General features: G+C 52.2%; 14 protein-coding genes. 6 read left to right on the top strand and 8 right to left on the bottom strand.

Features of this window, described 5'->3' with window-relative positions:
• The first annotated feature begins 166 nt into the window (after positions 1–166).
• Both ycgZ and PW844_RS06920 read left to right on the top strand, forming a co-directional pair.
• Complete coding sequence (gene ycgZ, locus PW844_RS06925; RefSeq protein ID WP_299449707.1) at positions 167–406, top strand: regulatory protein YcgZ; 240 nt, start codon at positions 167–169, stop codon at positions 404–406.
• Positions 407–490: 84 nt separating this feature from the next.
• Positions 491–751 (top strand): biofilm development regulator YmgB/AriR family protein, encoded by a 261-nt coding sequence (locus PW844_RS06920; RefSeq protein WP_299449706.1) that lies wholly within the window; start codon positions 491–493, stop codon positions 749–751.
• A gap of 71 nt (positions 752–822) precedes the next feature.
• On the opposite strand, the gene PW844_RS06915 is transcribed toward PW844_RS06920, so the two are convergent.
• Complete coding sequence (locus PW844_RS06915) at positions 823–1,230, bottom strand: YgiW/YdeI family stress tolerance OB fold protein (protein ID WP_299449705.1); 408 nt, start codon at positions 1,228–1,230, stop codon at positions 823–825.
• A gap of 242 nt (positions 1,231–1,472) precedes the next feature.
• Between PW844_RS06915 and PW844_RS06910 the strand changes: the two genes are divergently transcribed.
• From PW844_RS06910 to PW844_RS06900, 3 genes are all read left to right on the top strand, one after another.
• Positions 1,473–1,661 (top strand): hypothetical protein, encoded by a 189-nt coding sequence (locus PW844_RS06910; protein ID WP_299449704.1) that lies wholly within the window; start codon positions 1,473–1,475, stop codon positions 1,659–1,661.
• A gap of 147 nt (positions 1,662–1,808) precedes the next feature.
• Entirely contained in the window at positions 1,809–2,573 is a 765-nt protein-coding gene (locus PW844_RS06905; protein ID WP_299449702.1) for a hypothetical protein, read from the top strand.
• A gap of 62 nt (positions 2,574–2,635) precedes the next feature.
• Positions 2,636–4,996, top strand: a complete 2,361-nt coding sequence (locus PW844_RS06900) for a phosphoketolase (RefSeq protein ID WP_299449701.1) — start codon at positions 2,636–2,638, stop codon at positions 4,994–4,996.
• Between the two features lie 31 nt (positions 4,997–5,027).
• Here the strand turns inward: PW844_RS06900 and katE are convergent, their stop codons facing one another.
• Entirely contained in the window at positions 5,028–7,292 is a 2,265-nt protein-coding gene (gene katE, locus PW844_RS06895; RefSeq protein WP_299449699.1) for a catalase HPII, read from the bottom strand.
• A 143-nt stretch (positions 7,293–7,435) separates the two neighbouring features.
• On the opposite strand from katE, the gene PW844_RS06890 reads away from it, so the two are divergent.
• Positions 7,436–7,759: a hypothetical protein gene (locus PW844_RS06890; RefSeq protein WP_299449697.1), complete on the top strand. Its 324-nt coding sequence runs from the start codon at positions 7,436–7,438 to the stop codon at positions 7,757–7,759.
• Between the two features lie 63 nt (positions 7,760–7,822).
• On the opposite strand, the gene PW844_RS06885 is transcribed toward PW844_RS06890, so the two are convergent.
• From PW844_RS06885 to fdhF, 6 genes are read right to left on the bottom strand one after another with little or no spacing between them, the layout of a single operon-like run.
• On the bottom strand, positions 7,823–8,272 hold the full coding sequence (locus tag PW844_RS06885) for a DUF421 domain-containing protein (protein WP_299449696.1): 450 nt from the start codon (positions 8,270–8,272) through the stop codon (positions 7,823–7,825).
• An 11-nt stretch (positions 8,273–8,283) separates the two neighbouring features.
• On the bottom strand, positions 8,284–8,793 hold the full coding sequence (locus PW844_RS06880) for a hypothetical protein (protein WP_299449695.1): 510 nt from the start codon (positions 8,791–8,793) through the stop codon (positions 8,284–8,286).
• 32 nt (positions 8,794–8,825) lie between these two features.
• Positions 8,826–9,761, bottom strand: coding sequence for a cytochrome d ubiquinol oxidase subunit II (locus tag PW844_RS06875; RefSeq protein WP_299449693.1), 936 nt, complete (start codon positions 9,759–9,761; stop codon positions 8,826–8,828).
• Positions 9,762–9,772: 11 nt separating this feature from the next.
• On the bottom strand, positions 9,773–11,140 hold the full coding sequence (locus PW844_RS06870) for a cytochrome ubiquinol oxidase subunit I (RefSeq protein ID WP_299449692.1): 1,368 nt from the start codon (positions 11,138–11,140) through the stop codon (positions 9,773–9,775).
• A complete protein-coding gene (locus tag PW844_RS06865; RefSeq protein WP_299449691.1) occupies positions 11,133–11,618 on the bottom strand; it encodes a DUF1641 domain-containing protein in 486 nt (161 codons plus the stop codon). The genes PW844_RS06870 and PW844_RS06865 overlap by 8 nt, the downstream gene beginning before the upstream one ends.
• Complete coding sequence (gene fdhF, locus PW844_RS06860) at positions 11,618–14,590, bottom strand: formate dehydrogenase subunit alpha (protein ID WP_299449690.1); 2,973 nt, start codon at positions 14,588–14,590, stop codon at positions 11,618–11,620. Before fdhF ends, PW844_RS06865 begins: the two co-directional genes overlap by 1 nt.
• Between the last annotated feature and the right edge of the window lie 62 nt (positions 14,591–14,652).

Genomic DNA, 14,652 nt, shown 5'->3' with positions numbered 1-14,652 from the left:
CCGATCGCCCCCCCCTTATCTAACTGATTTTAAAAGAATAGCATGAAAAGATAAAAAATCATAAGCGCGCTAACAATTTTTTTTGTACAGTTTTATCTCATCACGAAGATTAAGTTACATTTGAACTGCACATTTTATAACCTCAATTTTTTCATAGGGTTTAATTATGCGTCAGCACAATCTGTCATCTTCACCGTCGCACGATATTACACGATATTTTTATGAATCCTCTCTGCCCTCGCAACACGAAATGCTGGGGCAGATTGTGACTGAAATATTGCGCTCTGGAAAAAGACTTAACCGGAAGACGATTTGTACCAAGCTGGTGCATCGTCTTGAAGTTTCAGGTAGTGCTGAAGAGGAAAGAAGATATCGGGAGCTGATTGGTCTGCTTCCTGGTCGTTAATGGTGGATACTTACCCTGTATTTTATATGCAACCTCACTCAACCCTCAACAGTGCAAGCGATTGCCATAGCAGGAAACCTTTCTATGCCTCAGGCACCTGAAGTCGAAACCAATCTCCAGGCTTTTTTTCATCAGACAGACCCCAACATTGTACTGAGCGAAACGGAATGGATCGATGCGGCAGTTTTGTCTATTGAAACCGCGCGCCAGCATGCGACGAATAAAGATATTATTCTGTGGTTAATCGCTAAACTCGAAACCAGTCATGATGCATTGCAGCAGGATGCACTACGTAACGCTTTAGAGATTGTCGTGGCAGGCACGCCTGACGACCCTGAAAATTAACAAAAAAAATCTCCACAGAAAGGCGGAGAGCACTGTGAAGGTAAATTACAACCAACCGGCTAAATCGATATTTAAAGTCGTCGAATTTCCCGTACGATGATTTTTGAATGCGTTTGCTCATGCATCAACTGACCATTTACGGAGACAAGATCATCGGGTTTCACTTCCTGCCCCTGCCAGACATTATCTTTAATAATTAAAGCGATACTCCCCTGCTCATCACGCAGAAGGTACTCATTCTTCTGGTTTTGCTTAATGATATTTCCTTTCAGTGATACCCATGTCCGGTCAGGTAATTTTTCCAGTTCTTTTGTCGTTATCTGTTGCTGTCCATCAGTAATTCCCCGATAGCCACTTTTTTGCTCATGAGGCGCGGGGGGCTGCCCATCAGGATTAAATCCACCCTTTTCAGCAGCGTATCCCTGGCATGATATCGTCACGAGAATGGTGATTAGGGAAATAAGCGTTCGTCTCTGCACAGTCGCCTCCGCATGGAAAATTTATTGCGAATAAATTAAGTTTAACCTTGATTATCCGAATAGCAACCAGACAAATCATGAATGACTATTATCTAGGGTAATCGAAGCGCGGAATAAATTAAATTCTGCAACTTTTTTAAAGGCAGCATTATTTACCCCTGCCGCTTGCATTAATGAAATCATAAGCTACATTTTAGATGTTACTTTTAAAATTCATTAAGTTAATGTATCCGGAATTTCATATGAAAAATCACAGAAAAGACGCGGGAAATTTAAACGACTTAACCGCCCTGTTAAGCGATGAAAATCGTGCTGAAATCAGGGAGAGAAAGAATGGCTTTAAGAATAATCTGGAAAGAGATATCGCCGCCAGTAGCAAAATCAAATCTGGCAAGAAAGTCCCTCCCATAGTGGAAAGACAACCTCAATAATCTTCGTTGAGTGACAAACGCGAATTTTAGCTCCCTGATCACGTTATTTATTACGTTTTCATCAACAGCGGCGAAAGCAATCGGATAGCCGATCTTCTTGTTTTCTCTTTGTATTTACACCATCAATTTCCCCATCAGGGGGCATGTATGCTTTTCTATACAACGGACACACTCTGTTCTCTCACCGGAGCACACCCGGCAAATCTTCGTCGCTGGAATCGAAGTGGATTACTCTCTCTGCAGCACCCTGGCGAAGTATGGGATAACCTCCATATGGAGCAGGTACAGGGCATTCTGGCTGCCACCGCAAACGGTATGACACCCGGTGAGTTAGCGATCAGTATCGGACAGGGGATTTCCCAGGTTACCGGAGGCTGGTCTGCACGCCGGGGAGAAGTGCTATTTGAACTCGAATACGGATCCCTGCGTTCGCTTTCACGTATCGTTCGCAGTCTGGCGGGTGATTTTAGTGGCGATGATTTTATTAACCGCCTGATGCGCCCGTTAAGTTGCTGGTTGATGCAGGATGCTAATAGAACGTCGCCTCAGCGTCATCAGCGCTTCCATGACTCGGTCCGGTTTCATGCTGAAACGACCAGCCGGGCCTCTCAGCGAAACGATTCCATCCCGCTTTACCTTGAAGCTGTCAGCACAAAAGATCGTAACGAAATCTGGCTGGAAGCTATTCGTCTGACCGCGCAGGGATTCTGCGTCGAGGTCTGTTCCGGTACCAACATAGGGCAGCTCCCTGCGGAACATCATCAACATCATTTGATGTGGTGTGGCGCGGGCATCAGCAGCAGCAGGATGAGTCAGTATCTTGCCGAACGTGAATCCGGATACCCGGTGATGTTATGCGGCCCTGATCAATCCATTCTTAAAGATACCGTTGCATGCCTGGTGTCAGTCTGACCCTTTTCGCTCGTCGCCGGAGCCAGGTTTAAACACACGCATTCGCCGCTGGAGGACACTGCATGATCTCACTAACTGCCGCTAACGAACTCACCCTCCTCGACCGCTACTGGCGCGCGGCCAATTATTTGTCCGTCGGGCAAATCTATTTGATGGATAATCCACTGCTGCGTGAACCCCTGCGTGCGGAACATATCAAACCTCGCCTGCTCGGGCACTGGGGCACCACACCGGGGCTCAACTTTATTTATGCTCACCTTAATCGCATCATCCGCCAGCGTGACCTGAATCTTATCTACGTTTGTGGTCCCGGTCATGGCGGCCCCGGCATGGTGGCTAACACCTGGCTGGAAGGCAGTTACAGCGAGATTTATCCGCACATCAGTGAAGACGCCGAAGGAATGCAACGGTTGTTCAGGCAGTTCTCATTTCCGGGCGGCATCCCCAGCCATGCGGCGCCAGAAACGCCGGGATCGATTAATGAAGGCGGGGAACTGGGTTATTCGCTTTCCCATGCTTTCGGTGCAGCCTTCGATCACCCGGACTTGATTGTGCCCTGCGTGATTGGCGACGGTGAAGCGGAAACCGGACCGCTGGCAGCCAGCTGGCACGGCAACAAATTCCTCAACCCTCAACGTGATGGCGCGGTACTCCCGATTCTGCATCTCAATGGCTACAGGATCGCCAGTCCAACCCTGCTGGGGCGCAGCAGCGATGACGATCTCCGACAGTTGTTTAGCGGCTATGGCTACGAACCGCTTTTTGTCACTGGTCATGAACCGGACAACATGCATGTGCAGATGGCAGACGTGCTGGACACTGCCTTTGATAAAATCGCCGCTCTCCAGCAGCGTGCACGCACGGGACAGGCTGACAACGCTGTACCGTGCTGGCCGATGATCATTTTGCGCAGCCCGAAAGGCTGGACGGGTCCCGCAGCCGTGGACGGTAAAAAAGTTGAGGATTTCTGGCGCGCCCATCAGGTCCCCGTCTCAGCCTGCCGGGAAAACGAAGATCACCGGCAGATTCTCGAAGAGTGGATGCGTAGCTACCAGCCTGACGATTTGTTTGACACCGCTGGCTGCCTGAAACCGGAACTGAAAGCACTGGCCCCGGCAGGGGATAAACGGATGGGGGCTTCACCTTATGCCAATGGTGGCCTGCTGCGCCGCGAGCTAAACGTCCCTGATATCCATGAATTTGCGATAGATATTTCCACACCCGGTGCTGTCAGCGCCCAGGCGACGGAACGTCTTGGCCATTATCTCAGTGAGGTATTTCGGCTGAATAAGGATAATTTCCGCCTGTTTGGCCCTGATGAAACCGCGTCGAACCGGCTGTCACCGGTGTTTGACGTCACCAGCCGCAGCTGGATGGGAGAAATCAAACTTTTTGATGAACAGCTGGCGCGCGACGGGCGCGTGATGGAAATCCTCAGTGAACATCAATGCCAGGGATGGCTCGAAGGCTATCTGCTCACGGGCAGACATGGTCTTTTCAATTGTTATGAAGCTTTTATTCACATCGTCGATTCGATGTTCAACCAGCATGCCAAGTGGTTGAAGGTCACGCGCAAACTGGCATGGCGGCAGCCCATCGCCTCGCTGAATTACCTGTTGTCCTCACACGTCTGGCATCAGGATCACAACGGGTACAGTCACCAGGACCCGGGTTTTATTGATCATGTCGCCAATAAAAAAGCTGACATTGTGCGTATCTATCTGCCACCCGATGCCAATACCCTGCTATGGGTTGGCGATCATTGTCTGAAGACCTGGGATCGCATCAATGTGATTGTGGCAGGCAAACAACCTGCGCCGCAGTGGCTCGATTGTGAAAGCGCGATTGCGCACTGTGAGGCGGGCATGGGTGAATGGCGCTGGGCGAGCACCAGCGAGGACCCTGAGGTGGTGATGGCCTGTGCGGGCGATGTTCCGACAATGGAAACACTGGCTGCCGTGGATTTACTGCGTGGCTCTCTGCCAGGCCTGCGTATTCGTGTAGTAAACGTGGTGGACCTGATGGCACTGCAATCCTGTGAGCAGCATCCGCATGGTAAATCCGACGCTGAATTCGATGCGTTGTTCACGGCGGATAAACCGGTGATTTTTGCCTTTCATGGCTACCCGAGCCTGATTCATCGATTGACCTATCAACGTAACAACCACCGCAACTTCCATGTGCGGGGCTTTAATGAAGAAGGCACTACCACTACCCCTTTCGATATGACGGTATTGAACGAGCTGGATCGTTATCATCTTGCGCAGGAAGCCATTTTACGCGTCCCTGGCCTTGCCGATCGCCACCCGGAATTGCTCGATGATCTGCAGGAACGCATCGCGGAACATCACCGCTATGTCCGGGAATATGGCGAAGATGTTCCTGAAGTGCGTCACTGGCAGTGGTCAGGGAAGACCCCGTAGTAAGGCGGACTACCGAAGTCCGCCTGCAGGGCTATGCCGCCACTGTTGCCGCTTTCTGGCTGCGTGACCAGACGCGATGGGCCGCCATTGCGGCAAGAAAATCCGCCATTAGCGTTCCCTCGGCTTTGTTCCCTTCCGCCAGACCCTCCTCCGTTTCACTGTCCTTCAGGCTGAACTGCGCTTTAAAGCGGCGTGCATCTCCGCTCAGACCAATGACCTTCAGATGTTTATAGGCTTCCAGCAGGAAGTAACGCGCATCCCCACTCAGCAATAACGCATCGATGTTACCGTCCGGCACCAGCACCGCGTCAAACGTCAGGGAAGGCAGACCGTTGAACGTCGCATCGATCGGTAACACCGAGCCATCATCGGCGCGGACCTGTCCCATATGCGCCGCCAGCAGTTTGGCGTGTACGCCTCTGGCTTTCAGTTCCTGCAACACCGCCAGCACATCAGCCGCTTTCACACCATCGCTGACCAGCAATGCCACCTGCCGCCCCCGGATATCACCGCCCGGCACGGCATACAGGCTGAGGCTGTCATCTTTTGTCAGCCCATTCACCTCTTTGGCGGTGACAACTTTCCGCTGTTCCTGAGTAAATTCAATGCCGAGATTATCCGCCACGCCCTGCGCCAGGTCAGGATCGATATGCAACAAATGATCGACCACCCGTTCACGGATATAGGCCCGACCCACCTTGCTCAGCTCGAATGAGAAAGCACCGATGATATGTTGCTGCTCCACGGGTGTCTGGCTGTGCCAGAACAGTTTTGGCTGGGAATAATATTCACCAAAAGAGTCGCTGCGCTCACGAACCTTCTGCCCTTCAATCCTTTCCTGATAGCTGTCAAACCCTCCCTTTTCCGCAGCCGGGGGGCTTTCCCGTGGCCAGTTATCGTTGATTGAATTGGGTTCGTAGTTGGCCGGATTGGCATCAATCTCCATCCGGTGCATGCCCTGTCGCTGGAAATTATGATACGGGCAGACCGGCCGGTTGATCGGTATTTCATGAAAATTCGGCCCACCGAGACGGCTGATTTGGGTATCGGTGTAGGAGAAAAGTCGCCCCTGCAACAGCGGATCGTTGGTGAAATCCAGCCCCGGCACGATATGACCGGGGTGAAAAGCAACCTGTTCGGTTTCAGCGAAAAAGTTATCGGGATTACGGTTCAGCACCATCCTGCCCACCAACTCTACCGGCACCAGTTCTTCAGGGATCAGCTTGGTGGCATCCAGGATATCGAAATCGAAGCTGAACTCATCCTCTTCGGGTATGAGCTGAAGTCCCAGTTCATACTCAGGAAAATCACCCGCTTCGATGGCCTCCCACAAGTCGCGTCGATGGAAATCCGGGTCACGACCTGTAAGTTTCTGCGCCTCATCCCACAGCAGAGAGGCTTTACCGGCCACCGGTTTCCAGTGGAAACGGACAAAGGTGGCTTTACCTTCCGCGTTAATCAGACGGAAGGTATGAATACCAAAGCCTTCCATGGTGCGATAACTGCGGGGGATACCGCGGTCGGACATCGCCCACATCACGTTGTGTAACGTTTCCGGTTGCAGTGAAACGTAATCCCAGAAGGTGTCGTGTGCACTCTGACCTTGTGGCATTTCGTTATGCGGTTCCGGTTTCACCGCGTGCACAAAATCCGGGAATTTATGGGCGTCCTGGATGAAGAACACTGGCGTATTATTCCCCACCAGATCGAATACGCCCTCTTCCGTGTAGAACTTGGTCGCAAAGCCACGAATATCCCGCACCGTATCAGCTGAGCCGGCCCCACCCTGCACCGTCGAGAAACGCACAAACACCGGGGTGACGGTATCCGGATCGCTGAGAAATCCCGCCTTGGTTAACGCTTTTAATGAATGATACGGCTGGAAATAGCCGTGTGCCGCTGAACCACGGGCATGCACGATACGCTCGGGAATCCGCTCGTGGTCAAAATGCGTGATTTTTTCACGCATGATGAAATCTTCCAGCAGGGTCGGTCCGCGCGTACCGGCACGCAGTGAGTTCTGATCATTGGCGATACGGGTGCCCTGATTGGTGGTCAGGTCCTGCTGCGTGCCATTTTTTCTAAAGGGATCCAGCTGATCGATTTTCGGGGTTCGGGTGTCGGGTGTTTTCAGACTGCCCGGCGCAGTAGGTTCTTTACCCGGTGGCGTCGGTTTGGCTGACGGTTGATGTGAGCCATCAGCCGGGGCCAGGCCCCCCAGGCCGGGTTTGGCGGTTTCAGGCCCTTTATGGGGTGCCCGGTGGGTGAGTTTTTTTCCTTCTGTATCTTTTGACATTGCGAAAGTCTCCAGTGAATTATCACCTTATTAACTGTAGAGCAATCACGTCAAAAGTAAGCGCTGAAATGCCAAATAACCGTAAATGACCTGAAATTCATCTCAGCGGACTCGCTTATTTCGCCGTAAGAATGCACTGAATAATGATGAAATTTAGCGTCAAATCGGCCAGACCAAATAATAATCGTCATGCATGGACTACAATTTCGGAAATTGCAACAGATCGATATCCTGTAAAATATATTGATTTCACAGGTAAACATTATTTTTCATTCATTCACCGTAAAGGAGCACATATGAAATTATTGACTAAAGTCACCTGTATCGCATTGAGTATTGCCGCTTTGACAGGATGTATGCACCGAAGTGAAGCCGTCCGCGATGATGGACGTCCTCATGCGCCGAGCGGGCAGGCCACACCGGGTGGTACTTTGGGTTCCGGTCCTGTTGGACAACCTCAATCCTGAATGCAGGCGCCCGGATAATTACCGGGCATTCTGTACCGGTGCCACGTTTTATCATAAGACAATTTATTTTTCTGCCGCAGGTATGATGGAAATATGGCCATTAACTTCAAATACGGCATATTTTATCTGGTCTAATCGCTCCAGCCCCTGTGACGACCGGGCAGATTCCAGAATATCTTCCTGACTAATTCCCGCCATCTTCATGCGTTTTTCCAGCAGGTGACCATTTTCAACCAGAATAATCGGACCGCCCTCTGCCATTTGCTCCAGCGAGGGGAAACGCGTTTTAAGTTTGCCGAGTAAAATATCAATCGTAACGAGGGTAATAATAGTCAGCGCAGCACCCGTCACGGAAAAATCATCGCCCAGCAACGCCTGCTGAGTGGCTTCACTGATTATCAGTAACAGGATCAGATCAAAGGAGGTCATCTGCAAAAGCGTACGTCTGCCCGCGATTTTAAAAACCACCATCAGGACCAGGTAGATGCCAGCCGCTCGCAATACGGTTTCCATATCACTCTCCTTCAGGGGTATATCCACTGGGTAAAGTGGACCGGTTGATGGTTATCAGCGCTGACACTGATTGCTACCCGTCCCGGTTGCTGTGGCTGAAGTCCCAGCCATACCGTATGGCTCTCTCCTGTATTGCGGGATGAATACGTCAGCCGCATATCACTTCCGTCAGAAAGGGCCTGGACTGGCTGGGGCTGTAATGTCTGTATCTGCAAGGTATCAAGTGCCCCGCTTCCTATCGTGACAGTAAATTGTTCATTGGGCGGCGCATCAATCCTGATACTCATTTCCATATTGCTCTGTACCCGACCAAAGCGTTCATATTCAACCTTTACCGAGCCATCAGGTGATTGCGCCAGGCCATTACTCAGAAACCCTTTAGAAAACAAGCCACATGCCCCCAGAATGACAATGATAATGAGCACATATTCTCCGATGCGCTGTATCAATGACTCTCTGCGTAACCAGACGATGTTTTCTTTTATCGGGTAATCCCGGCTGCTGAATTCATCTTTATTCATAGGGTACAAACCTCGTGAACGTTAAAGATGTTTTACTTCGGATGTTGGCCTTTCATGATCCAGAACGACCAGGTGTGATAAATCAGCGTCAGGGGGATCATGACTGCAGCCCCGATCAGGATGACCTGTTGGGTAACAAGGGAAGACGCGTTTTGATATAAATTAACCTGACCTGGAATTATCCAGGGATAAACAGCGCAGATGACACCGGCCAGCGTCGTGGTAATCAGCGTAAGGGTCATGATTAACAGCCAAAGGGCATTACCGCGACACAGCGTGAAGAGCTGTAAAGCCCAGGACAGCCCCATCATGATAATGATTACTTTACCGAACGGGCGCTGCCAGCACTGCAACCACAGTGACGGGTTGAGCAGCAACAGAGCGATAGATAGCAGTAACGTTATGATCCACCACATCCAGGCATGTGCGCCTGCCAGAGGAAACACTGAATCCCCGATCCGCCAGCGTATCCAGCAGCTCGCCAGCAACATATAAATCGTCATGACGCCAAGTCCGCTCATGATGGCAGCAAGATTTATGCTTCCATCCGGTTGCGGGGTGATGATGACCCCAGCGCACCAGCCCTGAGTGAAGGCAGCCAGTGCCGAACCCACTGCCATCAGGCGATCAAGCCAGCGTCGCAGCCTGACTGTAGCTTCAGCGCGATACTCCAGCGCCAGTGCCCGTCCAAACAATGACAGCAATATAATAAATACCGGCACTGCGAGCGAACTCAACACAAGGCTATACACGGCAGGGAATAATGCCAGCATGCCCCCTGCAAACAGGACCAGCCAGGTTTCATTCGCATCCCAGATTGGGAGAATACTGTGGGACATCAGCTCTCGTTGCTTTTCTTCACCGAACCAAAAGAAAAGCATTCCCACCCCTAAATCGGTGCCGTCCAGTAACACATACATCAGCAGAGAAAAGCACAGCAACAGGGCAGAGAGCTCGGCAGGTTGCATGTTTTTTCTCCTCAGTTTGGCGTTTTCAGGACCAGTACCACCGTTTCATCGTCCTGAGGTAACGGTGATGCCACCTGCCGCAGGAGATAGCGCAGCCCGAGTGAAAAACCCAGACCATAGGTCATCACAACCAGCAGAAAGATGACGAGGGTGGTGCTGAGCGACAGTGGAGAGACGCTGTCGCTGGTACGCAGCATGCCGTAGACCGTCCATGGCTGCCGGCCAATTTCTGTCACCATCCATCCCGCGAGTAAAGCGACAAACCCCGCCGGTGACATCCACACCAGCACGCGTAGCATGCGGCGGGCGTGCCACAGTTTTCCCCGCCAGCGCTGTAACCCGACAACGAAGCTGGTCATGAGCATGACCAGGCTGAGTCCAACCATGAGCCGAAAGGCGATAAAAACCGGGGCAACCGGAGGCAATTGGTCACGGGGAAATTCGCTCAGGCTTTTGATGTGGCCAGTCAGGTTGTGCCGCAGATACAGTGAACCTATATCCGGGATGCTGACTTCAAAATGGTTGCTCTGTAATTGCTGGTCCGGGATAGCAAATAACCGAAGTGGTTCACCTTCACCGTTGCCCGGAGGATGCCAGGCCCCTTCGATAGCAGCGAGTTTGGCGGGTTGATAGCGTAATGTATTTTCTCCATGCAGATCGCCCGTCACCATTTGCAATGGCAACGCAAAGAGCGAGAGTGCCAGTGCACCGGAGAGCATAAGACGGGATGCGGATTCCTGAGGTGACTGGAGTAACCGCCAGGCTGCCACCCCCATCAGCAAAAAAGCCACGCCGATTAATGAAGCCAGTACCATATGCATGAAACGCCAGGGGAAAGAAGGGGCTGCCAGCAGCATCCATCCATTCAGTGGTAAAAAATGCCCGGCATCATCCCTGGAAAACCCGCTCGGCGTCTGCATCCATGAGTTTGCTGCAAGGATCCAGAACGCGCTCAGAAAAGCCCCAAAGGCAACGAGGCAGGTGATAGCAAAATGGAGTTTCGGCGGGATCTTTCCCATGCCAAATAACATTACGCCGGTCAGTGCCGATTCCAGAAAAAAAGCCACCAGGACTTCATAGAACAGCAGCGGGCCGATCATGCCTCCCACCTGACGGGCAAAACCAGCCCAATGCGTGCCAAACTGAAATTCCATCACTACGCCTGACACGGCTCCCACCGCGACAGTCAGCGAGAAGATTTTTAACCAGAAGTGCAGCGCCTCACGGGCACCGCTTTGTTTTCCCCACAACCAGCGGGCCTCAAACCAGACGAGAAAGGGAGCCAGCCCCAGCGTCAGCGCTGCCAGGGTGATATGCATGCTCATGGTCAGCCCAAACTGAACGCGTGCAATTAACAGCACCCAGTCAGCGCTACTCATGGGTACGTTTACCGCTGTAGCGTGTCACCGGCGGCTGCTCATCCTGGCGCATCTGTTCACTGAAGGTTTCGACGGCAGCGAAAAATGGCCTCAGGCTTTGCCACAGTGCTTCATCATTGAGCAGCTTCAGAACACCGCGAACGCCGGGTGCGGCTTCCGACTGTTTCGCTTCATCACTGGCGGGTTTGAGTGCCATTACCGCCTCGCGTAATGCCAGCAAAATATGGTTAAAACGTTCCGGCGGTAGGGTTCCGATCGCCATCAGCAGCAACGAAAGGTTTTGTACCACGTTTTGTGTCGCTGGCCGGTTCAGTCCGGCAACCAGAATCTTCCCGATGTCGCTGTTAGCCTTGACCGCATCGTTGGCCAGACGCAGAAAACCATGCTGATGCAGGTTTTCAATCAGTTCATCTAGCGCTTCCTGTGCGGTGGCTTCGGTTCGCGTTGGCGGAACCTGATACTCAAGTCGTTCAGCCATTAATATTTCTCCGGGTGATCGATGTGATACGGGGGCGGACAATAGCCTTCCTGCTGCCATTTATCCTCGATGGGCAGATGATCAAGTGGCGTGCGGCTGCCGTTGCGAAAATTGTGCTGAGGAATGGGATCAGGCTGGGGGCGGCGTGACAGTCTGGTCATACTGACCGCGATTTCTTTATAAGCAGGGGTATTCACGTCGGGATCATGATGTTCACCGGTGAGGCCGTTAATGCCGGGCTTACCATGATGGATGGGTATGAACAGCACATTGCCTTTAACACGTGTTGTCACTACCACCGGCACATCCAGCTCGCCCCGGCGGGACCGCAGCTGCACCCAGTCTCCCTGCTGTAAACCTCTCTGCTCCGCCAGTCCGGGGGAGACCTCGACAAACCAGTTAGGTGACAGAGACATCATTCGCCCACCCTGCCCGGTCTGATTGGTCGACTGGAAATGCTCCAGCATACGCCCGTTATCCAGTATCAAATCGTATTGTTCATCCGCCTGCTCCATGGGCGGCTGCCATTCAAGCGGATGGAGTTTTGCTTTGCCATCGGGGAAGTGAAATTGTTTCGTATACAGCAGTGGCGTGCTCTCGCCCTGTGGCGTGACCGGCCAGATTTGCGATTGCCAACCCACCAGACGCTCATAACTGACACCTGCAAAAATCTGCGCGATGCTCGCAGCTTCCGCCATAATCGCGCCGGGACTCGGGTAATGCCAGACATGCCCAAGCTGCGCCGCAAGTTCGGTAAGAATTTGCCAGTCGGGTCGGCAGTCACCCAGCGGACTCATCGCGGGTAAAAAATGCTGGATTCGCCGTTCGGTGTTAACGAAGGTGCCCTCTTTCTCAATGGACGGACACCCGGGTAACACCACATCGGCGAACTCCGCCGTACGGCTCATGAAGATATCCTGCACCACCATAAAATCCAGGCGACTGAAGGCTTCGTGAACTTTGGTTGCATCCGCGTCTGAAAAAGCGGTTTCTTCACCAATGACATACATCGCGTGCAGCTTCCCTTCATGCGCATGCTGCACCATCATAAAGTTATCCGCGCCTGGCTTGTCCGATAAGGCCTGAGGGTCAACACCCCAGGCTTTTGCCCACTTATCACGAATACTCGAATCGCTGACTTTCTCGTACCCCGGGTAAACGTTACTCAGGCAGCCAAAATCACTGGCTCCCTGCACGTTATTGTGACCGCGCATAGGGTAGCCGCCAGTGCCCGGACGGCCATAATTACCGGTGACCAGCAACAGATTGGAAAGCGCAGTACTGGTATCCGCACCGTGGCTATGCTGCGTAATGCCCATCGCCCAGAGCAGACAGACGCTGCCCGCCTGCCCAATCATCTCCCCTGCTTCTGTCAGTTGCTGCAGCGTCAGCCCGGTGATTTCACTGGCGAACTCCAGCGTAAACGGCGTGAGTGAAGCCCGGTATTCATCCACCTGGTTGACGCGTTGTGCAAGAAAGGTCTGGTCAGCATAGCCGTGATCAAACATATATTTCGCCATCGCCGATGCCCACACCATGTCGGTGCCGGGGCGAATACGCAAAAAGCAGTCTGCTCTGTCTGCCATTTCATGGCGGCGCGGATCCACGACCATCAGCTTTTGCCCGTGATGCTTGTGGCTTTGTTTGATACGGGTCGCAATAACAGGATGGTTTTCTGCCAGGTTACTGCCAACGCTGATAATCAGCTGAGCCTGTTGCAGATCCCGGATGGTCCCGGCATCACCCCCATACCCCACGGTGCGGAACAACCCTTCGGTGGCGGGGTTCTGACAATAACGCGATGAGTTATCGACATTGTTGGTGCCGAAGATTAAGCGGGCTATTTTCTGTGTCAGATAGGCTTCTTCGTTACTGGCCTTACTTGAGCCAATAAAACCGATGGCATCCCCGCCATAACGCAGTTCAACGTTGCGTAACCCCTCAGCGACGCGTTGCAGCGCCTCCTGCCAGGATGCCGGACGGAAGCGGCCCTTTTCACGTATCAGCGGTGTGGTCAGGCGATGGGGGCTGTTGACAAAATCCCAGCCAAATTTGCCTTTTACACAGGTAGAGATACCGTTTGCTGGCGCTTCCGCCACGGGTTGTATTTTCAGTATATGCCGGTCGCGCGTCCAGACTTCAAAACTACAGCCTACGCCACAATAGGTGCAGACGGTTTTGGTTCTCCTGATCTCCGCCTGGCGCAGAGCATTATCAATCAGGGAAATACCGGTAATCGGTTCCATACCAATGCTGGGTTCGAGCGTTTTAATGAAATTGATCAGGGGACGCTTTAACCCTTCATCCATCGCGGTAAAGGGTCCGGCGTCTGGCTGCATGGTTTTTTCCAGCAATGCATTGCAGGGGCATACCGTGACGCAATGACCACAACTGACACAGCTGGACCCGGCAATCTGCGTGCCGCCATCCCACAGTACCCGTGGATGGGCGTCGGTGTAATCAATCGACAGCGTTTCGTTGACCTCGACATTCTGGCAGGCTTCAACGCAGCGGCCGCAGAGAATACATTGATCCGGGTCGTAGGTATAAAACGGATTGGAATTGTCTTTATCGTCAGGCTTAGGCTGGTAGGGATAATACTGAATCGGGATATGCATATCTGCGACGGTATTATGTAACGTGCAGTCACCCGTATTGTGTTCGCATACCGTGCAATAAAGTTCATGCCGGTTTAAAAGGCGATCCATTCCTTCCTGCTGCGCCACCCGCAATTCTTCACTTTCACTGGTGATGACAAGACCATCATAAGTGGTCAGGGTGCATCCCCGGACACGTTCCCCGTTGGCATCCACCCAGCATACATCGCAACTTTCGAGTGGAGGTAATGCCGGGTGATAACAAATGTGAGGAAGTTTTTTCCCACTGGCCTGCAAAAAGTCAATTAAGGGTTGATTTGCCTTACCCATTAATCGCTCACCATTGAATAAAATACTGCAACTCAATTCGCTCATTGAATGCCTCATCACGACAATGCAAAAGGCCAGCAGACTGGCATATATCTTAATTATTTAAT

Source organism: Pantoea sp. (genome assembly GCF_028283705.1).
GTDB lineage: Bacteria > Pseudomonadota > Gammaproteobacteria > Enterobacterales > Enterobacteriaceae > Pantoea.
The sequence above is the reverse complement of the archived record's forward strand: the minus strand, read 5'-3'. Positions and strand labels throughout refer to the sequence as shown.